The organism is Azotobacter chroococcum (assembly GCF_002220155.1).
Taxonomy (GTDB): domain Bacteria; phylum Pseudomonadota; class Gammaproteobacteria; order Pseudomonadales; family Pseudomonadaceae; genus Azotobacter; species Azotobacter chroococcum.
In genome coordinates this window covers 2,609,425-2,631,338 of record NZ_CP011835.1, presented here as the reverse complement: position 1 = coordinate 2,631,338, position 21,914 = coordinate 2,609,425, and the positions used below count along the sequence as shown (strand labels likewise).

Here is a 21,914-nt window from a genome sequence, read left to right as displayed (position 1 = left end):
GAATTGGCGTTCCATACCGGCATTGCAAAGGTTCGGGTTCGATGCGCAACCTGCGGTTTTCATATCTCCAGCACGCGCAGCGGATCGAGTTTTCCCGAGAGGAGATGGAGGCAGGCACGCAGGTTGCCCCGCAGGCGTCCGGGGAAGTCCTTGATGCGCACCCCCGTCAGGGTTTTCAGCAGATTGGAGAGCATGTTCTTCGCCATGAGCGTGACCGCCGTGCGCCAGGACATGGTGCCTTTTCTGGCGAGATAGATCGGATTGGAGATCTGCGAGTATCCGAAGCGCACTCCGCTCGTGCGGCCGGAGCTGGCGCCCATGTGAACCCCCTTGCAGGCAGGTACCAGCGCCACTACGCCATGGCGCCGCGCTCGATTGGCGAAGTCGTAGTCCTCCTGCCAGCCATAAAGCGGAAGGTTTTCGTCGAATCGCGTGTCACGGGCCACGATTCCGCGAAAGGCCATGTTGCAGCCATAGAGCCCCTCGAGAACCCGGGTTTCGGTCGAGTTGGACCAGTGCGGCTCCGGCTGTCTGGTTCCGCCGAGATAGTGCGGCACATCCTGTTCCGGAATCCCGCGCTCGGTCTTGATGCCGTCGGCCAGCACATGGCCGGTGAGGCCGACCAGCTCCTTCCAGTCCTGCATCGCCGTCGCGGCAGTTTCCAGCCAGTTCGGCGCGGGCCGGAAATCGTCGTCGAAGAACGCCACGAGCCAGTCGTTCGGCGCCAGGGCATCCACATGGGGCAGCAGGGCATCCAGTCCGGCATTGCGCTGGGTGGTCGCACTGGCGCGCGCCAGCAGCAGGCTCACTTGCCCATCGGCGGTCAGCGGATGGTTATCCAGGCCTTGAATGTCGCTGGGTTCGCTGCCGACCACGATGATATGCGAGGGCATGAGCGTCTGGCGGGCCAGATAGTCGAGCAGGACATAGGTTTCCCTGGCGCGCCCTTTGGTGGCGACGATGACGAATGCTTTCATTGGAGAACGTCCATTTATCTGAAGTCGAAGAGGCGGGCGAGGATGCCCATTTTCCGGCATGAGTAGATCAGGCCGACCAGGACGACCAGCTCCCCGGCTATCCGGGCGATGGCCATGCCCAGGGCGCCATGAGCAATGCCCAGCGGGATCGCACATAGCAAGTTCACGGCTGCGCCAAAAAGAGCAACTTTGGCCAGCATGTTTTCCTTGTGAAGCGGAATCAGTACATAACTGCTCAATACTAGGCTAATGGCGCTCAGCGGGAATACGAAGGCCAGGTATTGAAGGATCGGCACGCTTCTCTCGAAGCCTGCCCCGAAGATCAGCGGCACGATCCAGTGGCCGAGCAGAAGGCTGCAGGCCAGACCGCAAAGCCCTATGCCGACCAGAAGGAACATGGCCTTTCTGACCAGGCCATAGGCGGCATTCGCATCCTGGAGGAACATGGCCGTGATGCGCGGGACGAAGATCTGACCCGCGGGTCCCATCATGCTCAAGCCGACCGCGACCAGGCGTTCTGCCGCACCGAAAGCCCCGACCTCCGCCTGGGTGGAGAGGATGCTGAGCAGATAGGTCGAAGAGGCGATCAGCAGCACGGAGCTGCCGCTGTAGAGAAAGATCGTGCTGGAGGAGCGGATCAGCTCAAGACCCGCTTTCAGCTCGAACGGCGGCCGTGCGATCTCGTCCCTTATCCACCAGTGCGCAACGGCAAGCGCCGCGAGCCCCGAGCACAGCAGCGAGGCGAGGACCAGATCGGCATCGTCCTGGTTTCGCACCAGCGTCAATATCAGCAGAAGACTGATGGCGAATCCCAGGACCTCCAGCTTCACCGAGCTGCGCGGGCGGCCACTGCCGGTGAAATACCATCCCAGGTTGAAGGCCGACACTATTCCCAGCGCCAGGGCCAGGACGGCGGTCAGCGGGTCCGCCGACAGGACGGGGGACAAGGCGATGGCGATGGCAGCGCCGAGCACGGCAATGACGCCAAGGATCGCGCGCGCCATGAAATGCTCGCCGAACAGTTCCGCATAGCGTGCAGGAGCCGCGGTGGCGATGGCGCGTGTACCCGTCGTCGAGAAACCCCAGTTGACGAAGAGCCAGACCATGTTCATCAGGGACATGGCGGCGAGCACCAATCCGTACCCCTCGACACCCAGCACTCGCCCGTAAAACGGGATCAGCAGCAGGAGATAGAGGTAGCGGAGCGCGTAGGCGATATAGACGAAGACAAAGTCGGCGCGCGACTGCCGGCTGTCGGTGAGTTCCAGGCTGCTCATTTTTGTAGTCTGTAGCGCAGGTTGAAGGGCGGGTTGATGGCTGTGGCGCTGCCTGGGTTCTCGAGGTGGCGATTGCCTTGTTTGGCGGCGCTTATCGTGAGCGCCAGGGAAACGCCGTAGAGAAAGGCGTTGTAGCTGCCGAAGTCCGCGGTGGTGCCGGCCAGAAGCCCTATGATGAACGCCGGGATATAGGCGAGATGAACGCCCCTGAGCATCGCCCGGCTGACTCCGTCGGCGCCCGAAGGCAGCCTGCTCAGCAGCGTCTGCAATACGAAGGCGAAATACAGCAGGCCGCCGATCACGCCGGTATTGCTGAACACCGCGGCGGCGAAGTTCGAGGTCCGGGTACTGCCGATGCCCACGCCCAGGCCCCAGGTATCGGCAAGCGCCTGCCAGCCTACGGCGGTCCACATGCTGCGCTCTTCATAGGAGCGGGTCTGGCTTTTGCTGAGCACCATCTCATCGATCTTCCCGACGATGGGATCGAGCAGGGACGGATTGACCAGGAGTACGAGGCTCAAACCCAGTAGCGCCGAAAAGGCCGTCCAGAATTCGAAACCGAGCCTCCTGCGCGCGAAGGTATCCGCAGACTTCGAATTTTTCCGCCACGCCCACTCCATCGCCGCAATCAGGCCGAACACGGCCAGCCCCACATAGGCGCCGGAGGAGGTCGACAGCCAGATGAACAGCACCAGAAGCGCAGCGAGTGCCGGAGAGGCGCGCTCGCGCAGCCAGCGGTCCGTCATGGCATAGCGGAGGAAATAAATGAGGCACAGGAAGGAAATGCACAGTCCGCCATAGGCGGAGGCTTCCGGCATGAGTCCGACGACCCGCTTGCCGCCGAGCGTCTGCGCCTCCGTCATCAGCGCGTAGGTCGCGGTACGGAAGGGGCTCAGCAGGCCATCGAGCGCTACATATTGGGACAGAAAATCCAGAAGGCCGGTAAACACCGTCAGCGCCGCCCCGAGGTACATGGCGGACAGGGCGTGCTGGCGCTGGACGGGATCACGCAGCATGCGGGCGAAGGCGAACACCGCGAAAATCGAGATCGTCAGGTAGGCGAGCTGCGAGAAGTTCTGGGTGGTCGGCTTGAGCGGCTCGCCGGTGGTGGCGACCACCAGTTGCTCCAGGCGCACCGGGATGATCGAGACCTCGCCTGCGAAAAAGCGCGGCATGAAGATCGTGGTCACTATCGCCACCAGCCAGAAGAGAAACAGCAGCAGCAGGCGTTTTCGTGAATATGCCGCCGCGGCGAAGAACTTCAGGCCGCCCCAGCTGCACAGGCTGCGGATGATGATGAGCAGCGCCAGCATGGGGGTCGGCGTCAGGGTCAGGCCACCGGTCAGCGCCGGCGGTATTACCGCAAAGGCGCCGAATGGCATGGTGCCGAAGAACAGATACAGCAGCACATGGCTCTTGCCGGACAGGCCCAGGAGGGCGAGTCCCCAGAACAGCGCGATAGGGATGGCTTCCATGATTTCGAGGATCTTTACCGTGGGGTGCGAATGCTTTGGCGCTTTTCGGTTGCTGGCTGGCCGTTGGCTCGCCAGCGCCCTGCGGCGTGCTCAGTAGATGTCCTTGGAGAGCAGGCTTAGGGGCGTCTTGATCAGGATCCTGATGTCCAGCCACAGCGACCAGTTGTTGATGTAGGCGAGGTCCAGCTCGACGCGCTGCTGCATCTTGTCCAGCGTCTCGGTCTCGCCCCGGCAGCCGCTGATCTGCGCCAGTCCGGTGATGCCGGGCTTGATGCGGTGGCGGGCCATGTAGGCGTCGATCTTGCCGGTGTAGTAGTCGTTGTGCGCCACCGCGTGGGGGCGCGGGCCGACCAGCGACATGCGCCCCTGCAGCACGTTGAAGAACTGCGGCAGCTCGTCGATCGAGGTGCGGCGGATGAAGCGGCCGATCGGAGTGATGCGCGGGTCCTCGCGGGTCGCCTGCCTGACCTGCGCGTCGGCGTGCAGGCGCATCGAGCGGAACTTGTAGACCTTGATGATCTGGCCGTTCCAGCCGTGGCGCTGCTGCTTGAAGAGGATCGGCCCCGGCGAGGAGCGTTTGACCAGAATGGCGATGACCAGCATCAGCGGACTGAAGGCAAGGATCGCCAGCAGGGCCAGGGTGCGGTCCATCACCGCCTTGGTCAGGGCCGCGGTCGGGTAGGCGGTCAGCGGACTTTCGTTGAGGTGGATGGCCGGCAGGCCGTCGATCTCGCCGACCGAGTGGTTGAGCAGCATCAGGCTGGCCAGGTCGGGTATCCACACCACGTCGACGCTGGCGTCGAGCAGGTCGATGTACAGCGTCTTGATCTGCTCGGCCTCGGCCAGCGGCAGGGCTATATAGAGACGGCGGATGTCGTGCTCGGCGATCAGCTCGCGCAGCTGGGTCGTGTCGCCGATGATCGGATGGAGGCTGTGGCCCGGCCGCGCGCTGCCGATCGGGGCGACCAGGCCGAGCAGCGGCTCGTTGTTGATTCTCAGCCGCTCGGCCAGGTCGAGGGCCAGTTCGCTGGTGCCGACGATCAGCGAGGTGCGCTCGCCCTGCAGCCTGCGGTGGTAGCGGCGGGAAAGGCGATGCAGCGGCAGGAAGGTGCCGGCCTGCAGGGCGAGGCCGGCCAGGGCCCAGGTCACGATGACCTCGCGGGAATAGAGTTCGCTGGTCTTGGTGACGAAGGCGAGCAGCGTGAGGGCGGCGAGCAGCAGCAGCCAGCCGGCGCACAGGCGGGCGAGGCCGCTCAGGTAGCCGTGCTGCTTGTGGTAGACGCCGAGCAGCGAGTAGATCGGCACCGAGGCCAGCACCGCAATGACCGCGAGGATCCGGTACGGGGTGTCGAGTTCGCCGTTCTTGAGCTGGGCGAGGCTGCACAGCAGCAGTGTGGCGAGGGTGGCGGCCACCAGCCATTGTCCCCAGAAGGTCAGGCCGCGGCCGCCGGGCAGGGCGAGATCGGGGTGGCTGGCGATGTGGCGGGCACCGAGCGGGCGGCCGCCCGCGCCGGCGCTTCCCTGGGCGCGCCGGAGCGAGACGCTGGCCGTGGTGCGCGCATGGGGTTCGCCGGAGGCGGTCCTGTGGGGGTATGCCTTGCCGGTTGCGGGGGCTGCTGTGAAGTTGTCGGCTGTCATCCTGAAACCTGCCTTTTCTGGGTAAGGGCGTTCCGTCTGCGACGGAGTACTGCCGGGCTGCGAATCTGTGGGGGCGCTTCTACGCGGCCCGGGTCGGCTGGCTTGCGAGGCCGCCGCTCATGCGAAGTGGCTCTGGGCGATCTGCCAGGGGATGTGCTTCACCAGGCGTTCGGCCCGGGCCTCTCCGACGAGGCGGGCGGCGTGCTCCAGGCCTTCGCCCAGCCGCGGCGGGCGGTGCCGCGGGTCGTGGGCGTCGCTGGCAAGGACGCTGATCAGGTCCTGCTCCAGCAGGGCATGGGAAAACGCCTGGACGGCGGGACCGAAGCGTCCGGCGACGGAGTCCGCCGTGACCTGCAACAGGCAGCCCTGTTGCAGCAGGGGCTTGAGCTTGGCCGGGCTGCGCATCAGGGCCTTGTTGCGTTCGGGGTGGGCGATCATGGGCACGACCTTGCGCTCCAGCAGCCACTGGGTGAGGCGTTCGGCGGCGAAGGGAAATTCGCCGGGGGGAAACTCGAGGAGCAGGACCCGGTTGCCCTGCCATTCGCCGAGGAATGGCAGGGTGCCGCGGCTGAAGCTGTCCATCACTTCCAGGCCGAAACGGACTTCCGCGGCTGCAGCCAGCCGCAGGGTCAGGCCAGCCTGCTCCAGGGCCGCAGCCAGTCCCGCCCGCGCGGTTTCGATGCCGGCCGGGCTGTTGTCGTAGCGGCCGGGATGGATGTGCGGGGTGCAGACGACGTGGCTGATGCCATCCTGCACGGCGAGGCGAGCCAGTTGCAGGGCGCTTTCCAGGTCCGTTGCGCCGTCGTCGAGGCCGGGCAGCAGGTGATTGTGCAGGTCGATCATGTCGGTGGTCAGGGTATGGGCAAGTTGCGCTCCCGCGCGGAAGCGAGGGAGCGATCAGAGGGGAAAACCGGTCGGCTCAGGCTTGCTGGTTCTTGCTGTAGCCGTAGTAGTCGTAGTAGCCGCCGTAGCTGTAGCCGTGCCGGTGCGCCTTCTGCACATCGACCTGGTTGAGCACCACGCCGGTGATCGGCGTGTTGCTCTGCAGCAGCTGGCCGATACCTTTCTGCGCCAGGGGGATCGGCGTGGCTTCGGACTTGATCACGTAGATCAGCGCGTTGGCCTGGGTGGCGAGGATGGTGGCATCGCTGACCGCCTGGGTCGGCGGCGAGTCGATGACGATGCGCTCGTACTTGCTCTTCAGCACCTCGATGACCTTGGCGAAGCGCGGCGAGGAGAGCAGTTCCAGCGGATTGGGCGGGACGGCGCCGGCAGCGATCATGTCGATGCCCTCCACGTGGCGGATGCATTCATCGAGTCGGGCGGTGCCGGCGATCAGGTTGGCCAGGCCGGGCGTGCCGACCGGGAAGGCGAAGTTCTTCGCCAGGGTCGGGCGGCGCAGGTCGGCATCGATCAGCAGGATTCTCTCCATCTGGCCGAGAGCGAAGGCCAGGTTGCTGGCCACGGTGCTCTTGCCTTCATTGGGGATGGAGGAGGTGATGACCAGGACCCGGTGCGGCCGGTCCATGCCGGACAGGATCACCCCGGTGCGGATGGTGCGGATCGCTTCGGAGAAGGTTTTCTCCTCGTTGTCGCCGTACAGGTGGGCCAGCTGGCTGCGCTGCTTGTTCCTGATCAGCGGCAGGATGCCCAGTACCGGCATGTAGAGCTTGTTCTCGACGTCCTCGGTGGACTTGAAGGTGTTGTTCAGCGCATCCAGCAGCAGGGTGATGCCGATGCCGGCGAACAGGGCAAGCAGACCGGCCATGGCGACGATCAGGGATTTCTTCGGCTTGATCGGGATGCTCGGCACGGAGGCCAGGTCGACCACGCGTGCGTTGGCGGTTTCCAGGTCGGCGGTGGCGGTGGTTTCCTTCAGACGGGTCCTGAAGGTTTCGTAGAGGGCGCGGTTGGCTTCCACTTCGCGCTGCAGTTCGCGCACCCTGAACTCCTTGCGCGAGATGTTCTGGATCTGCGCCTTGTTGGTCTCCACCGAGGCGCGCAGCGAGCCTTCGTTGGCGATGGCTATCTGGTAGTTGCGCTGGATGCCGGCGACCACCTGTTCCACCTGGCCGTGCAGGCTGGCGGAGGCGGCAGCGAGTTCGGTCTGGGCGGCCTCCATGGTCGGATGGCGGGGGCCGTAGCGCTTGGCCAGCTCCTCGACCTTGGCCCGTGCCTGGGCTTCGTTGGCCTTGAACTGCTGGATCAGCGGGTCGCCGAGGACCGCCGGAATGCTGGCCAGGTGTTCCCAGCCGGCGCCGCGGCTGGCCTGGACCTGGCGATAGAGGCTTTCGGCCTCGGCGCGCTGGCGGCGGGCGTCGATCATGCGGTCGCTGGTGGCCGACAGTTCCGCGGCGCTGATGGTGGCCACGCCGCCCACGTCCACCAGGTTCTCCTTCTCGCGGAAGGCCTGCAGGCGCTCCTCGGCCTCCTTCAGCTCGTTGTGCAGTTCGCCGAGGCGGCTGTTCATCCAGGCAGTGGCGGTCGCGGACATTTTCATGGTCGCCTCCATCTGGCTCTCGATGAAGCCGGTGGCCAGGGCATTGGCGGCGCGGGCGGCCAGGCGGGCGTCGGCCATGTCGACCTGGACCCTGACCATCTGGCTCTTGCCCATCGGCTCGATGTTGATGCGTGCCATGAGGGCCCGGGTGACCTCGCTGAAGATCCGCAGTTCTGCCGACTCGGGGCTTTCTTCCTGGTCTTCCGGCTGGGGCCCGGGAGCGATCTTGCCGAGGACACCGGCGAGCAGGCCGCGGATGTCGAGCAGCGGCTCGGGCTGTTGGCGCGGATCGAACTCCGGATGGCTGGTCAGGCTGAGTTCCCGCACCACACGTTCGGCCAGGGCGCGCGACTTGAGCAGCTCGAACTGGGTCTGCAGGTAGCCGCTGCCGGTGCCATCCAGGCCGTAGATCTGTTCGATGGAGACCACCTTGGCCTGTTTCTCCTCGATCATCAGGGTGGCGCCGGCACGGTAGACGGGGGTGATGCCCAGGGCGGCGAATATCGCAAGCGTCACGGCCACCACGACCAGCGAGAGAATGCTCCATTTGCGGCGCCAGAGGGTCCGCCAGAGTTGCTGCAGATCGGTTTCGTCGTCGTCGGCCTGGCTCCGGGCGAGCCAGGGCCGTGCGGGGATCTGGGCGTTCATGTCCATGCTTGAAAACTCTTGAAGATAGTGGGCAGGCCGGGAGCGGCTTCCGAGGAGCGCTCTGGCGGCTGCTGTCGCTTTTCCCGGCCGGGAAGCGGCCTAGAAGAACCCCTGATCGATGGTGATGCTGTCGCCGGGATGGACCGGGGTGTCCAGGCTGGCCTTTTCCGGGGTGCGGCTCGGGTCCTGCTCGCGGATGATGCTGATGCGTCCGGTCGAGGCCAGCTCGGTGAGGCCGCCGGACAGGGCGATCGCCCGGCGCAGGGTGAGGCCGGGCTGGTAGGGGTAGCCGCCGGGCAGCTTGACCTCGCCGCTGATGTAGAACTCGCGATATTTCAGGACGCTGACCGAGACGCGCGGGTCGATCAGATAGTCGCCCTTGAGTTTGGCCGTCAGCAGTTGTTCGAGTTCGGCGGCGGTCTTGCCCCTGGCCTGGACCTCGCCGATGAAGGGATAGGAGAAGGAGCCGGCGTCGGTCAGGCGGATTTCCTCGATGCTGAGGTCCTGTTCGCCGAACACGTTGATGCGGATGACATCGCCCGAGGCCAGCCGGTAGGTGGCGTTGCCTTCGGCCAGGGCCAGGCTGCCATTGAGCAGCAGAAAACCCAGTATCGGATAGAGGAAGTGGCGGATGACCATAAAGCTTGGTTTCTCTCGAGTTGTGCCGGCGGATGCCGCACGCGCCTGCGGTGGCGTGCGGCAGGCTGTCAGAGGCCGGCCGTGATGCTGAACAGGTAGATGTTGCGGTCGTAGCTTTCGCCCACGCGGCTGGAGTCGTTGCTGGCGTACTTGTAGCCGATGCCGACGTTCAGCCAGCGGCGCAGCTTGTAGGTCAGGCCGAGCTCGAAGGCGTCGAAGTCGTCGTCGCGATCGTAGTCCTGGTACTCGCGTTCGCTGCGGGTGTAGGCGGTTTTGGAGGACAGGCGCGCGCTCCAGTCGTGCTTCCAGTCCAAGGTGGTGCTGGTGCTCTTGACCGCGGAAGCGCCGATGCCCGACTCGTAGTTCTCGTCGATGGCCTGGCGGGTGGCCAGGCTGAAGGTCGAGCGGCTGCGCGGTTTCCAGTCGATGCCGACTTCCCACATGGAGGTCGACATGTCGTCGATGCCGGACTCCTCGAAGCGCTTCTTCTCGCCGCCGATCTTGACGGTGCCGGTGGTCTTGGCCGTGGCCTCCCAGGTCAGGCCGCCGAGCAGGGCGAGGTTCTCGCTGTTGCGCGCGTCGTAGGAGAGGTAGTTGTGGTCCGTGTAGCGGGCCTCCATCAGGGCGCGGGTCTTCGGCGCCACCCGGACGTAGAAGACGCTGTTCAGGGTGGTCGACTCGCGCTCCAGATCGTCGTTGACGTGATTGCGGTTTTGGTAGCGCAGCCTCTCGTGCTTGGCGCCCAGATCGATCTGGCCCCGCGCGCCACGGGCGCCGAAGCTGTACAGGGCGCCGGCGCTGATGATGCTGTACTTGTCGTTCTCGTCGTTCGAGGTGTTGCTGGAGCGGTCGCCTGCGTAGTTGTCCGAGTTCTCGGAGTCGATCTGCTCGATCCGCTGGTAGCCGGCATTCAGCTTCAGGCGATGGCGGACGTCGAACTGCAGGGCCGCCTCGGCCGTCAGGTAGTGGTCGGTGTTGTCGTCGTCATGGCTGGAATGAACGATCTCGCTGTCCGAGCGGTACTTCAGCTCGAAATGGCTTTTGTGGCCTTCCGCCTTCAGGATGAACGTGGGGCTGACGGTGGTGATCCAGGAAGACTCCACGTGATCTTCGACGGCGCGAAAGTTGTCGTCATACCTTTCGTGGATTTGCAGGCTGGGCGTGAAACGCACGCCATCGGCCAGTTCGATGCTGGGCGATTCGACGGCCCAGGCGGTACAGACACTGGTCGCTGCCGAGATGGCGACCGCCAGTCCGTGGAAGTGATGTCTTTGGCTCATGGGGACCCTGTGGCCTTTCCTTGGTTGGTGCCGGGGAAGGAGATGCATGGCTTCGGGCGGAAAATGCACTGCTGCAATGCGGTTCGGTCGAGTGCTTCAGGTCGTTGCGGCCTCACCGCCTCCAGCGCTGCCCGGCGCGTCGCTGGTCGCGCTGGCTCGGCTCGGCAGCGGTACCGGCCGCGAGGGCCGGGCGCTGCGCGGGGAACAGGCTGGAAAGGGTTTGCATGTCGAACATCCTCGTTGAATGGCATGGACGGGCCTTCAGGCACGCTACCGCCCCAGGATTTGGCGTTCGATCCTGAGGACGTGGAAACACTGTTTTTCGCGCAGGCGAGAGCCTGCAGTGGCTCCCTGGAGAGGAGCTGCATCCGGATGCCACAAGGAAGAAGGGGGCTTGTTTCGGGGAGTCTGGGCTCATGGGCCTGTCGGGCAGGCTCTACTTCGAACTACGCGGTCCTTCGCTTTTCTTGAAGCTTCTGGCGCTTTTTTATGCCGGTTTTTTGACGAATCTCTTTCTCTTGCGTCTGGAGTGTCAAAAAACATGAAGGAGCATAGGGATTTGCGAGGGGCTTTAAAGTTCCGTTGAAAAATCGAGTTTTTATGCTCTGGGCCCATTGTTTTTTGCGGGAGCCTGGATTCTGGAGCTCGCTACGAGTGCCGTGGCTTTAATAAAAATTCAATAAAATCAAGTTGTTATTGGTGGTTTAGAGATGCCGGACCCTATAGGGGTGCGGCAAAATGACATCTGATGGCACCGTTTGTCGGAAAATCGCACCCGGACGGACCGTCATGGCGAAGGGATGGATCTGGAGAGGGTGGTGGTCGGGCGGCATTGCTCCGGCTGCAGGGATGCCGGGCATGGGGGGCGAAAAGGCGGGGATATGTCCGTGGCTGGCCACGGAGAGGGAGGGTCGGGTGGCCGTGGAGGCGACCCTGAACTGCCGGCTGTCCCGCGTCCGGCTGCCGCTGGAAACGGGGACGGAGGAGGGGCGCGTACCGAGGCCGGCACCCCCCCGGAGGCGGTCGGCGATTCGCGATTCGGCCCGCAGGCGTACCCGGCTGGCCGCCATGCTTGCCGGGCGGAATCATTCGTTTATCGCATCGATGTCGTCTCTCACGCCTACTCCTGTGCTGAGGAAGCTGGCCGAGGGGAACAGCTGGCTGATGAAGCGGTTCCAGCGAGTGATGCCGGCCGCACCGACGTAGACCACGTCCTGGGGCTCGATCTGGAAGTGCGCGGCCAGCACCATGGAGACCGGCGAGTCGGCATCCAGCTGGAAGATCTGAGCCGTGTCCCGTTCGGGATCCTGCACGCCGCGGATCACGTAGACGGCCTGTGGGTCGGAGGTTTCCTGGCGCAGGCCCCTGACCAAACCGATCACTTCGGTCAGGTTCATGTTGCGGCTCCTGAAGGATAGCGGTCCGGGCGAGTTGACCTCGCCCAGGACGAAGACCCGCCGGCTGTCGCTGCTGGGCAGGTGCAGCTGGTCGCCGTCCTTGAGGTAGATGCGGTCCAGCTCCGCGCCGCCGCGGTTGAGGGCGTCGAGGTCGAGGCGGTACTCCTGGCCGTCACGCTTGAAGATCAGTCTGGCAATGTCGGCTCCCCCCCCTACGCCGGCCTGGCCGACGGCCGCCGGCAGCGTCATGGGGACGGTGGTCAGGGGAAACGGGCCGGTGGTGCCGAAGGCGCCGGTGAGAATCACCCGGCGGCCGCCGAAGCGGATCACCGCGACGTCCACCTGCGGGCTTTCGATATAGCGGGCCAGCCGCTCGGCGATGCTGTTGCGCAGTTCCTCGATGGTCAGGCCGGCAGCCTCGATCTCGCCGATGTAGGGATAGAACAGCCGGCCGTCGGGGCGCACCGGGCGTCCGTTGGCGTCGGGTGCCTGCTGCGCGCCGGCCGGAGTGGTCAGTTCCGGGTGCTCCCAGACGGTGATGCTGAGCACGTCGCCGACCCCGATCACGTAGGGGCCGGGGGCGTAGCTGGTCAGTTCGGCAGGCAGTGTCTCGACGATGCGGGCCGCCTTCTGGGTCGCCACCAGCCTCGGGGTGATGGGCACCAGCTCGAAGCGGGGGCTGTCCGGCGGGCCTTTGTGCGGAAGGTCGGAAGTGTCGAGGTGCTGCCCGGGGGAGAACATGCAGCCCTGGAGGCCGACGGTAGCGGCCAGTATGACGGCGAGTGTGCGGTGCGCCGGCGAGCTGCCGGTATGCAGGACGGACAAGGCAAATCCCTCCATGGGCCGTGGTGCGCGGGGATGAAGACCTGTTTCGGATGATCGATGGGGAAATGTGGAGCCGGGCGACCGGCACACGCGGATGCCACAACCGACCGGCCTGGTCGCTCCCGCTATGGGGGGCTCCCGGTGTCCGTCGAGCCCTGGCGGCCGAGGGTTGCAGCGGCTGCCTTGCCGGCAATGGCCTGGCCGGGAAGACTCGGCAACAGGCTGGGGGGGAGTGCTTTCATGCTTCAGGCTCCATCGCAGGAAAAGGAGAGCCCTTCACACAACGTGGGCTACGAAAGGCTAGGCGGTGTCGCAGAGGGCTGCAAACCGGAAAGCGGTTTTTCTTCTGGCGCCCGGACAGGCTCCTAGATTATTTTGTGCAATAGTAAATTTCGCCACTAGCTTGAGTTAAACCCATTCTTACTGCGTCGTCGCTACTGGCCAAATCAGCTACTTTGGTGATTTCTACAGTAAATCCTGAATCACGAAGCCGCTCAACATAATCTGGCCCATAATGCCTAACATGATCTTCCTGGCCAAAAGCTTTTAGTCGTTCTTTAGGGTCAACTATTAATGGGTCCTCAAATGTTTTTTCGCTACTTATCGGAACGTTTAGTATCGCCCAGCCATTACTATTGAGAACTCGAAAGAGCTCCCTCATCGCCCGTTTGTCATCGAGGACATGTTCCAACACATGGCTGCAATAAATAACATCAAATGACCTGTCGGGGTATTGAATATCGCAAATATCCATTTTAATCATGGCGCGGGGATTGAATAAGTCAGCGGTCAAGTAATTGCTGCCCAGCCGATCCTTGAATATTGACTCAAAGCACGGCTCTGGTGCTACGTGGAGTATTTTCTTGGGCTTGTCATCAAATATGTTCGTGTTTTTTTGAAAAAAAAGCCATACAAACCGATGGCGTTCGAGAGCGCCGCAGTGAGCGCATTGAGCATCTTCACGCACCACTCTTCCAAATGGTTTGAATCGGCGCGATGACTTGCCGCACACTGGGCAGTATCTTCCTTTTCCATAATGCGACAATGCTTTTATAATATTTCTTGTGCGTCGCAGAGGGGTTTTGGCCCACCTTGTCAGCTTGGGCAGAAGCATTCTCATGTTTGGCTCCTTATGTATGGCTAACGTTGAAATTCAGCGGACGGCAAAAAGCGCAGCTTTTTAACGGTCCGCTGGAATGACTTGTTGGGCATCACGCGCTTAAGGGAACACTGAAAAAGCCCCATGTTCACAAGGCCGCATGCCCTGTAAGCCGCATAGTTACTGGCTTGTGACTTTCAGAAAAAGTCTTTTTCAGACCATCCTTAGTCTTACTGTGTCATTAAATTGAGCTATTGTGAGTAGATCTTCTGCAGTTCGAGGAAGATCGACGATGGACTCCATGATCCGCTTCGACGAGTACCTGGCGCATCTGGCGGCAGGTCTGGGGCATGCCGACCGGGAAGCCGGGCTGCGCGGCTATTGCTCCGGCCTGATGCTGCCCCTGGCGCGCAAGAGCGTGGAACCCATGGCGGCACACCTCGACCCCCTGCATGCCAGCGCCCGGCACCAGGCCTTACATCATTTCGTGGCCAAGGCCGACTGGTCGGATACCGAACTGCTGCGCCGCGTGGCCCGCTGGGTCCTGCCGACAGTGGATCTGTCCGCAGGCGGCTACTGGCTCGTGGACGACACCGGTTTCCCGAAGAAGGGGCGGCACTCGGTGGGCGTGGCGCGCCAGTACTGCGGGGTGCTGGGCAAACAGGACAACTGCCAGGTGGCGGTCAGCGTCTCGCTGGCCTGCGAACAGGCCAGCCTGCCGGTGGCCTGGCGCCTGTACCTGCCCCGGGAATGGGCCGAAGATGCCGGGCGGCGCCGCAAAGCCGGCGTACCCGAGGACGTCCGCTTTGCCACCAAGCCCCAGATAGCGCTTTCGCAGTTGCGGGCATTGCTCGAAGCCGGGGAGCCGCATCATTGTGTGGTGGCCGATGCCGGTTACGGCGTGGACAGCGCTTTTCGCCAGGGGTTGACGGCCATGGGGCTGCCCTATGTGGTTGGGATAACCTCGGTCGTGCGGGTATGGCCACCCGGCCAGCAGCCGCTGCCGCCCAAGCCCTGGACGGGCAAGGGGCGTCCGCCGGTAGCCACGCGGCGCTCGCCGGAGCATCGACCACTGTCGGTGAAGAAGCTGGCCCAGTCGCTGCCGCCCGAGGTGTTCATGGAGCTCACCTGGCGCCAGGGAACCAACGAGCCGCTGAGTGGGCGTTTCGCTGCCGTACGGGTACGCATTGCCGGCAGCATGTCGGCAAAACAGCGGCTGCACCCGCAGCAATGGCTGCTGATCGAATGGCCCCCCACGCAGGCCGAGCCGACCCGTTACTGGTTGTCCACCCTCGAGGAGGACACGCCGCTATCGGAACTGGTGCGCATCGCCCACCTGCGTTGGCGTATCGAGCGCGACTATCAGGATCTCAAGCAGGACCTGGGGCTGGGACATTACGAGGGACGCGGTTGGCGGGGATTCCACCACCATGCCAGCCTGAGCATCGCCGCCTACGGTTTTCTGCTCGGGCAGCGCCTGCGCTGTGGGGCTATGTCCGGACCGGATGGCCAAGGAAAAAAAAACCTCATGGCCTGCACGGTGCCTGCGATTCCCGCGGATTACCGCCCCCGCGGTCGGCCAGCGAGCGCAGCGGCACGTGGCGGACTCGATCACGACGTTGCGTCACCAACTGGGTGTCTTCCTGATGCTTGAGTATTGCCGGGACTTGTATGGAGGTCTGGGGCATCCACGCTTATGACACAGTAAGATTAGCCTTTCTTCTGAAAGCTTAAATACATGGAATGGATGTGCTGGGTCACGAAGGACCCATAAAGGAGCAGGAGCAGGCTAAATGAGATGCCTATTGTCAAGGAAAATATGTACCAGTCGTACATGTGATGCCACATTATATGCTGGTATGCACATATATACCATGATGCATATCCTAAAAAGCCATATAGATATATTAACTTCTCAGTGATGCTCAATTTTCCAAGGCGAATGATTAGCCCTGTCATCATGAGCATGATTATAGTAAATTCGCTAATTATGAGTCCGCCAGAGCTTATTGAAAAAGCCGAGTGCTCCCATCTTTCGTTCATGGTCGCCAAGAACTTGGTGCTAAATGGAAAGGGAACTCCAGAGGTGCTGGCGGTTCTATGGCGGACATTGGCAAAAGTCTGTCTGGCTACATCAATTAATGACCAAGATCGATCGTCTGCCCAAACGAAAGCCATATGTAACATTATGGAAATAAGAAATGCTAGACAGATCATCATAAACCCCAAGGCAGAGGATTTTGCTTTCGTCTGAATGTCGCCTGGGGTGAATATGGCGATGGAAAATGCTGTCAGAAGAGCTAATATTGTTGCGAACTCATACCCTCTCAAGAAATAAAGAACTCCTAGAAAGGCAATCATTGATTTATTGAAGTTGCCTCGGGTCGTTAGTTGTGTGGCGGCTAGCAGGGCAGGAGCAATAATTAAAAAAGAAGCGAAATATAGATTCTGAGAGAATAATATAAATCCTGAACTGCAGCCAGCCAGTAGCGGGGCCATAAATTCCATGTTCAATCCGTGAGCTCTACAAAAAATAAAATATAAGCAGGTCACTGAGATGGCAAGCAGAAAGGCATTAGTCAGTCGTAGCAAATTAAAGAAAATATCGAGCTTTTTTTCGGTGTTGAGTTTGAGAATTTTGGCAATAAAAGTCGCGGGAATGGTTTGCAAGATAGGGTTGGAATAATATTTTTGATAGCCATCGGGATAATAATTGTAGTCTTTGTTGTTATAGCCTTTAGTAAGGATCGGTAGGAGGCTGAGTTCATCGTTGTTCAAGACGTTTCTTTTTATAGTGTTCCTTACAATGTATTCAGAAAATGAGTCTACCCTGTCGGCATAGCGTCCACCGCCTGATCCATAATATGTAGAGCTCGTTCCTTGAGGATCGAACACGAAGAAAAACATTGCTACTGTTGCATATGTCAATAAGTACAGAAGTGAAAATTCCCTTTTGGAAAGTTTTTTCATGAAACCCTCTCAAGGTTCAAGATGTTCTGCTAGTGTTTGTCTCTGTCAGTTGATGCTGAGTAGAAGTAGAATAAAGTTGAAGGGGTTTCAGGTGGGGCGAAATGTCCACAATTGTTGCTATTCAGTGGGGCAATTACGGGATGACTATGGATGTGGCTCCTGGCCTGAAAATCTTCGAAGCCAGGATAGTACTTGAAAATGCTCCACGAATGCTTGCCGAGACCATGCCTATGCTTGTCGTTATTTCAAGAATATTGATAGGCTCTACTAAGTCTTATCATGGCTTTTGTTATTGGTGGTCAATTATTTACGCCAAGCTGCTAAACTTATTTCCTTGCCAGAAAGCCACCTCTAATCGCCAGCGTAATCGAGTGAAGATATTGTATTGGAGCGCAACGGCTTTTGCCTTTGGCTCAAGCGCCTCGAATCCGAACGGTTCAAAACATTGCCCGAACCCGGCGGCAAAGCCATTGTCCTGACGACTCAGGAGTTGAATTATCGCGACCAGAGCAGGACCATCCAGAGTGGTCCAGATCGGCTCCGAAGCGTACGTGTTCGTCAGTCGCGTTGACAGCGCAGGGCGTGGGTTGGTGGGCATTTCGGGCCCCGCTACATGCGCAGACTGTTCCTGAGGGAGTTTCTCAGTGCGAGCAGTTCGGGAAAGGCGAAGAGCAGGATGCGCCTGACTTTCCTGCGTTTGATTTTCGTCCTTGCGAACAGCATCATCAGCCTGCCCCTCACATGCAGGGGGAGGCTGCCTGCGTAGGTCAGCTTGCAGGTTTCCAGGGCACGGAGAAGGATGAGCTGGATGAACTTGTTCAAGGCCGCTGCTGCTCCGCTGTCTCCCGGGGGCAGCTTGAGCTTCAGGAGTTCCCTCGCGACGATCAAGTGTCCGTTTATATGCTTTTTCTGCTTCTTCTGCGTCGTGATCGAGCCCGGACGGACACGCCGGTTGTAAAGCTTGTCCGGAATGCAGGTGATCCTGGCATGTTCCTTTTCGAGGAGAAGCCTGGTTGTGAACAGATTGTCCTCATGCACTATCTTCGGGTAGAACCTCAGGCCTTCGAATTCCTTTCTCCGGTACATGTAGAGACAGGCCATCATCAGATAGCTGCTGAGCTGGATCGACTGACTGAAGAAGGTGCGTGCCGGAATGCAGGCGCCGTGCAGGCCCGGAGCTCTTTCGCCTCTGAAGTTATCTCTCAGGTTCTCATCCATTCCATCGAAGAAAACATTCAATTCAAAAGAGACCATGTCCACCAGCTGACGCCTGAATATTTCCACGCAGGTGGATACGGCCTGTCTTTCCAGAAAGTCATCGCTGTCCACGAACAGAATGTATTCGCCGGTCGCCAATTCGAGGCCTGTGTTTCTGGCGATCGACAAGCCCTGGTTTTTTATGCTCCTGACTATCAGATTGCCGTGCCGGGCACGGAATGTCTCGAGTATTTCCAGGCTGGCGTCCGTGGAGCCGTCATTGATGGCGATGATCTCCAGGTTGTCGTAGTCCTGATTGACGGCCGAGTCCAGGCATTGTGCAAGGTAAGGTTCCACGTTGTAGACGGGAATGATGATGCTGACCTTTTCCGGAGCCATGGTGGTTTCCTCATGTGGGATATCAGGGCGCGCCTGCCTGGCTGATTCAGGGAGCTGAGGAACGGCACCCGCTAAGTATCTGAACGGAAATTTTTCCTGAGGGAGTTTCTCAGTACGAGCAGTTCGGGAAAGACGGAGGCCAGGATGTGCTTGACTTTCCTGCGTCCGATTTTCGTCCTTGCGAACAGCATCACCAGCCTGCCCCTCACGTGCAGGGGGAGTCTGCCCGCGTAGGTCCGCTTGCATTTTTCCAGGGCACGAAGAAGGGTGAGCTGGATGAACTTGTTCAAGGCCGCTGCTGCTTCGCTGTCTCCCGGGGATAGCTTGAGCTTCAGGAGTTCCTTCGCGACGATCAAGCATCCGTTTATATGCTTCTGCTGTGTCTTCTGCGTCATGATCGACCCGGGACGGACACGCCGGTTGTAAAGTTTGTCCGGAATACAGGTAACCTTGGCATGTTCCTTTTCGAGGAGAAGCCTGGTTGTGAACAGTTCGTCCTCGTGCACTATCTTCGGATAGAATCTCAGGCCTTCGAATTCCTTGCTCCGGTACATGTAGAGATAGGGCATCACCAGATAGCTCCCGAGCTGGACCGACTGACTGAAAAAGGTGCGTGCCGGAATGCAGGCGCCGTGCAGGCCCGGAGCTCTTTCACCTCTGAAGTGTTCTCTCAGGCTCTCGTCCACTCCATCGAAGAGAACATTCGATGCAAAGAAGACCATGTCCACAGGCTGACGCCTGAGAATTTCCACGCAGGTGGATACGGCCTGTCTTTCCAGAAAGTCATCGCTGTCCACGAACAGGATGTATTCGCCGGTCGCCAATTCGAGGCCTGTGTTTCTGGCGATCGATACGCCCTGGTTTTTCGTGCTCCTGACTGTCAGGTTGCCGTGTCGGGCACGGAATGTTTCGAGTATTTCCAGGCTGGCGTCCGTGGAGCCGTCATCGATGGCGATGATCTCTAGGTTGTCGTAGTCCTGGTTGACGGCTGAGTCCAGGCATTGTGCAAGGTAAGGTGCCACGTTGTAGACGGGAATGATGATGCTGACCTTTTCCGGAGCCATGGTGGTTTCCTTGTGCCGAGAATGAAGTGGGGTCACGATGTGCCGCCCGCACCCGAACCACGGCAAGCGACCGGACAGTGCCGTGTTGCTGCCTTGCCGCCAGGTGACGGTACGATAAGCGCTGGCCGGCAGGCCGAGCGCCAGCGCCTCCAGCAGGCGGCGGAAGTTGAGGATGGTCGTCTCGTCCGGGATGCGCTCCAGACCCAGGTCGGCGAACTGGCGCAACAGAGTGGTTTCGTACAGCGCTTCCTCCATCGCCGGATCGCTGTAGCCGAACCCGTTCTGCATCAGGTGCACGCGCAGCATGGCGGCTAGCGGGTAGGCGGGCCGACCGCCTTCGCCCTTGGGATAGTGGGACTCGATCAGGGCGATCAGTCCGGACCACGGCACCACCTGGTCCATTTCGAGCAGGAAGCGCTCGCGGCGGGTCTGCTTGCGCTTGCCAGCATACTCGGCGTCGGCGAAGGACAGCTGCTTCATCGGGAAACTCGGGCAAGGGGACGGACGTATTTCAGCTGAATCGGAAAGTCTTTTTCAGGATTTCCCTTTATGTATTTATGGCTTTTAGAGATTGGAGAACCTTCTTCATGGACTGAGTTATTATGCATAGCTCCGGAATGGCACTGAGGGCAATGGTTCTTACTTTTTTTCGTTTGAATCTGGTTTGTGTAAGTAGAATTGTTAGCTTCTTTCTTGTGTGATAAGGAAAGCTGTTTCCATAAGCCTGCCTGCATGCGTCTAGTGCAATGATCAGAGTGGTCTGGATGAATTGATTCAAGGCTGCTCCTGCTTCGCTGTTCTCCTTGGCCTGGTCAAGCTTCAGCAGTTCCTCTGCAACGATGAGGAGTCCATTTATGTGCTTTTCCTGCTTTTTTTGCGTCATGGTCGAGTCGGGTCGGACGCGCCTGTTGTATAGCTGATCTGAAATGCAGGCCATCTTTGCATACCGGTTCTCAAGAAGAAGCCGGGTTGTGAATAGATTGTCTTCATGCAGAATGCCCGGATAAAATTTTATGTTGCCGAGCGAGTGTCGTTTGTAGACATATAGGCATGGCGATACCAGGTAACTTCCAAGTTTTATCGATTGGTTGAAAAAAGTCTGGGCGGAAAAGGACTTGTTTTGCAGGGGCAAGGCTCTGTCGCCCCTGAATCTTTTTCCGAGGCTTTCCTCGACCCCATCGTAAAATATTTTGGCTGAGAAAAAGACTATGTCTGCCTGATATTGCCTGAAGCTTTTCATGCAGGTGGATATGGTGTGCTTTTCTATGAAGTCGTCGCTGTCCAGGAACAGGATGTATTCGCCGCTTGCAATTTCAAGCCCGGTGTTTCTAGCGATCGATGGTCCCTGGTTTTTTATGCTCCGGATTGTCATGTTCTTGTGGTTGGCGTGAAATTCCTCGAGTATCGATGGACTCGCGTCGGTGGATCCGTCGTCAATGGCGATGATTTCTATGTTGTCATAATCTTGGGAGATGACCGATCTCAGGCATTCTGCAAGATAAAGCTCTACATTGTAGACAGGTATGATAATGCTGACTTTTTCGGGAGTCATGATGTTCCAAGTGGAAGTTGAAGTAGGAGTGTTGGCAGGGAAGGTCGAAGAAATACCTGCTCGATATGCGAGGGGTGAATTCTGCAGCCTACAATGAGGCCTTGCTCGTCTCCCTGAAATACTTCTTGATCCTTTTGAAGGCTATGTCATTGTTGCAGATCGAAACTCCCAATCGGCCAAGAGTGTTTATCTTCACCCTGTCCAGGGCCTTGCCGGTGAGACTATGCGAAACGAGGGTGTTTTGTCTTTCCAGGCCATATTCGTGTTTGATGAAGAGAATTTCATGCATGGCCTCCGGGTAGGCCAGGACGGGGGTTCTGGATTGGGCAATTATTTCACTTATCCAGAAGTCATCGCTTTTCGGGCAGACCTTCAAATAGTCCTGGTTGTTCAGGAAGGCCTCCCGGATGTGCTTCTTTTTAAGAATCACTCCGCCTACGCCTGTAATCAGATAGTCGCTGTCAAGCTCGATTTCTTTTTGCGATACAGGCCAGAGCATATAGGTCTTGTGGCGGCCGAACAGGTTTCGCTTGCTGAGCCGGATGCGTGAGGCCACGATTTTTTCTTCGTTGTGCTCCTGGAATTTGCTGGCCAGCAGGTGGAGCCAGTTTTCCTTGTAGATCGTGTCGTCGTCGGCGTAGACGATGATCTGATCCTCGCTTGCCGCGGCAAGGGCGGGGAATAGCTTTCTATAAGGGCCGGTATTGGCTGTCCATCGGAACTCTATGATGTTTTTTATCTTGTTCAGGTCCCGGACCCAGTCGGGTTCTCTGTCTATTCCCTGATCTATCAGGTAGGCCTCTTTCGAAACCCAGACCACTATTTTTTCGGGAAGGGCCGACTGGTTCAGAAGTGACCATAGAGTCTGGGAGCACAAGTTCAATCTGTTGTAGGTAGTGGTGATGTTTACGGTGATTTTGTTCATCTGTCTCGCTGTGCTCGGTCAATCAAGGGAAGGTCTTTGGAGTGCACGCATG

General features: G+C 59.7%; 17 protein-coding genes and 1 pseudogene. 2 read left to right on the top strand and 16 right to left on the bottom strand.

Annotation, left to right across the window (positions count from 1 at the left end; translation table 11 throughout):
- Positions 1-59 precede the first annotated feature (59 nt).
- The 10 genes from ACG10_RS11975 to ACG10_RS11930 all read right to left on the bottom strand — a co-directional run bounded on the left by ACG10_RS11975 (position 60) and on the right by ACG10_RS11930 (position 13,776).
- Complete coding sequence (locus ACG10_RS11975; RefSeq protein ID WP_089168390.1) at positions 60-977, bottom strand: glycosyltransferase family 2 protein; 918 nt, start codon at positions 975-977, stop codon at positions 60-62.
- Positions 978-991: 14 nt separating this feature from the next.
- Complete coding sequence (locus ACG10_RS11970) at positions 992-2,254, bottom strand: oligosaccharide flippase family protein (protein ID WP_089168389.1); 1,263 nt, start codon at positions 2,252-2,254, stop codon at positions 992-994.
- Positions 2,251-3,729 carry a hypothetical protein gene (locus tag ACG10_RS11965; RefSeq protein WP_198318934.1) on the bottom strand — a complete coding sequence of 493 codons (1,479 nt, stop codon included), beginning with the start codon at positions 3,727-3,729 and terminating at the stop codon, positions 2,251-2,253. Before ACG10_RS11965 ends, ACG10_RS11970 begins: the two co-directional genes overlap by 4 nt.
- 90 nt (positions 3,730-3,819) lie before the next feature.
- On the bottom strand, positions 3,820-5,367 hold the full coding sequence (locus tag ACG10_RS11960; protein ID WP_089168388.1) for an undecaprenyl-phosphate glucose phosphotransferase: 1,548 nt from the start codon (positions 5,365-5,367) through the stop codon (positions 3,820-3,822).
- Positions 5,368-5,484: 117 nt separating this feature from the next.
- Positions 5,485-6,210 (bottom strand): tyrosine-protein phosphatase, encoded by a 726-nt coding sequence (locus tag ACG10_RS11955; RefSeq protein ID WP_089168387.1) that lies wholly within the window; start codon positions 6,208-6,210, stop codon positions 5,485-5,487.
- Positions 6,211-6,286: 76 nt separating this feature from the next.
- Entirely contained in the window at positions 6,287-8,521 is a 2,235-nt protein-coding gene (locus ACG10_RS11950) for a GumC family protein (RefSeq protein WP_089168386.1), read from the bottom strand.
- A 93-nt stretch (positions 8,522-8,614) separates the two neighbouring features.
- Entirely contained in the window at positions 8,615-9,154 is a 540-nt protein-coding gene (locus ACG10_RS11945; RefSeq protein ID WP_089168385.1) for a polysaccharide biosynthesis/export family protein, read from the bottom strand.
- 68 nt (positions 9,155-9,222) lie between these two features.
- Positions 9,223-10,434, bottom strand: coding sequence for an outer membrane beta-barrel protein (locus tag ACG10_RS11940; RefSeq protein ID WP_232487095.1), 1,212 nt, complete (start codon positions 10,432-10,434; stop codon positions 9,223-9,225).
- A 1,085-nt stretch (positions 10,435-11,519) separates the two neighbouring features.
- Positions 11,520-12,671, bottom strand: coding sequence for a polysaccharide biosynthesis/export family protein (locus ACG10_RS11935; protein WP_089168384.1), 1,152 nt, complete (start codon positions 12,669-12,671; stop codon positions 11,520-11,522).
- Positions 12,672-13,026: 355 nt separating this feature from the next.
- Positions 13,027-13,776 carry a class I SAM-dependent methyltransferase gene (locus tag ACG10_RS11930; protein WP_089168383.1) on the bottom strand — a complete coding sequence of 250 codons (750 nt, stop codon included), beginning with the start codon at positions 13,774-13,776 and terminating at the stop codon, positions 13,027-13,029.
- A 271-nt stretch (positions 13,777-14,047) separates the two neighbouring features.
- Here ACG10_RS11930 and ACG10_RS11925 point away from each other — a divergent pair, with 271 nt between their 5' ends.
- Positions 14,048-15,409: an IS701 family transposase gene (locus ACG10_RS11925; RefSeq protein WP_089168382.1), complete on the top strand. Its 1,362-nt coding sequence runs from the start codon at positions 14,048-14,050 to the stop codon at positions 15,407-15,409.
- 56 nt (positions 15,410-15,465) lie between these two features.
- On the opposite strand, the gene ACG10_RS23715 is transcribed toward ACG10_RS11925, so the two are convergent.
- Positions 15,466-16,725 carry a hypothetical protein gene (locus ACG10_RS23715; RefSeq protein WP_157731440.1) on the bottom strand — a complete coding sequence of 420 codons (1,260 nt, stop codon included), beginning with the start codon at positions 16,723-16,725 and terminating at the stop codon, positions 15,466-15,468.
- 385 nt (positions 16,726-17,110) lie between these two features.
- Between ACG10_RS23715 and tnpB the strand changes: the two genes are divergently transcribed.
- A complete protein-coding gene (gene tnpB, locus ACG10_RS24895) occupies positions 17,111-17,296 on the top strand; it encodes an IS66 family insertion sequence element accessory protein TnpB (protein WP_408608414.1) in 186 nt (61 codons plus the stop codon).
- Positions 17,297-17,334: 38 nt separating this feature from the next.
- Here tnpB and ACG10_RS11910 read toward each other — a convergent pair whose 3' ends face one another.
- The 5 genes and pseudogenes from ACG10_RS11910 to ACG10_RS11890 all read right to left on the bottom strand — a co-directional run bounded on the left by ACG10_RS11910 (position 17,335) and on the right by ACG10_RS11890 (position 21,862).
- A complete protein-coding gene (locus tag ACG10_RS11910) occupies positions 17,335-18,321 on the bottom strand; it encodes a glycosyltransferase family 2 protein (protein ID WP_089168380.1) in 987 nt (328 codons plus the stop codon).
- 71 nt (positions 18,322-18,392) lie between these two features.
- The gene (locus ACG10_RS11905) at positions 18,393-19,463 is read right to left on the bottom strand and encodes a glycosyltransferase family 2 protein (protein WP_408608442.1); all 1,071 of its coding nucleotides are present in this window, start codon (positions 19,461-19,463) and stop codon (positions 18,393-18,395) included.
- Positions 19,464-19,472: 9 nt separating this feature from the next.
- Positions 19,473-19,865: pseudogene (locus ACG10_RS11900) on the bottom strand (transposase); the annotation flags it as partial.
- Positions 19,866-19,932: 67 nt separating this feature from the next.
- Complete coding sequence (locus tag ACG10_RS11895; RefSeq protein ID WP_089168379.1) at positions 19,933-20,937, bottom strand: glycosyltransferase family 2 protein; 1,005 nt, start codon at positions 20,935-20,937, stop codon at positions 19,933-19,935.
- 88 nt (positions 20,938-21,025) lie between these two features.
- Positions 21,026-21,862: a glycosyltransferase family A protein gene (locus ACG10_RS11890; protein ID WP_089168378.1), complete on the bottom strand. Its 837-nt coding sequence runs from the start codon at positions 21,860-21,862 to the stop codon at positions 21,026-21,028.
- Positions 21,863-21,914: the final 52 nt, after the last annotated feature.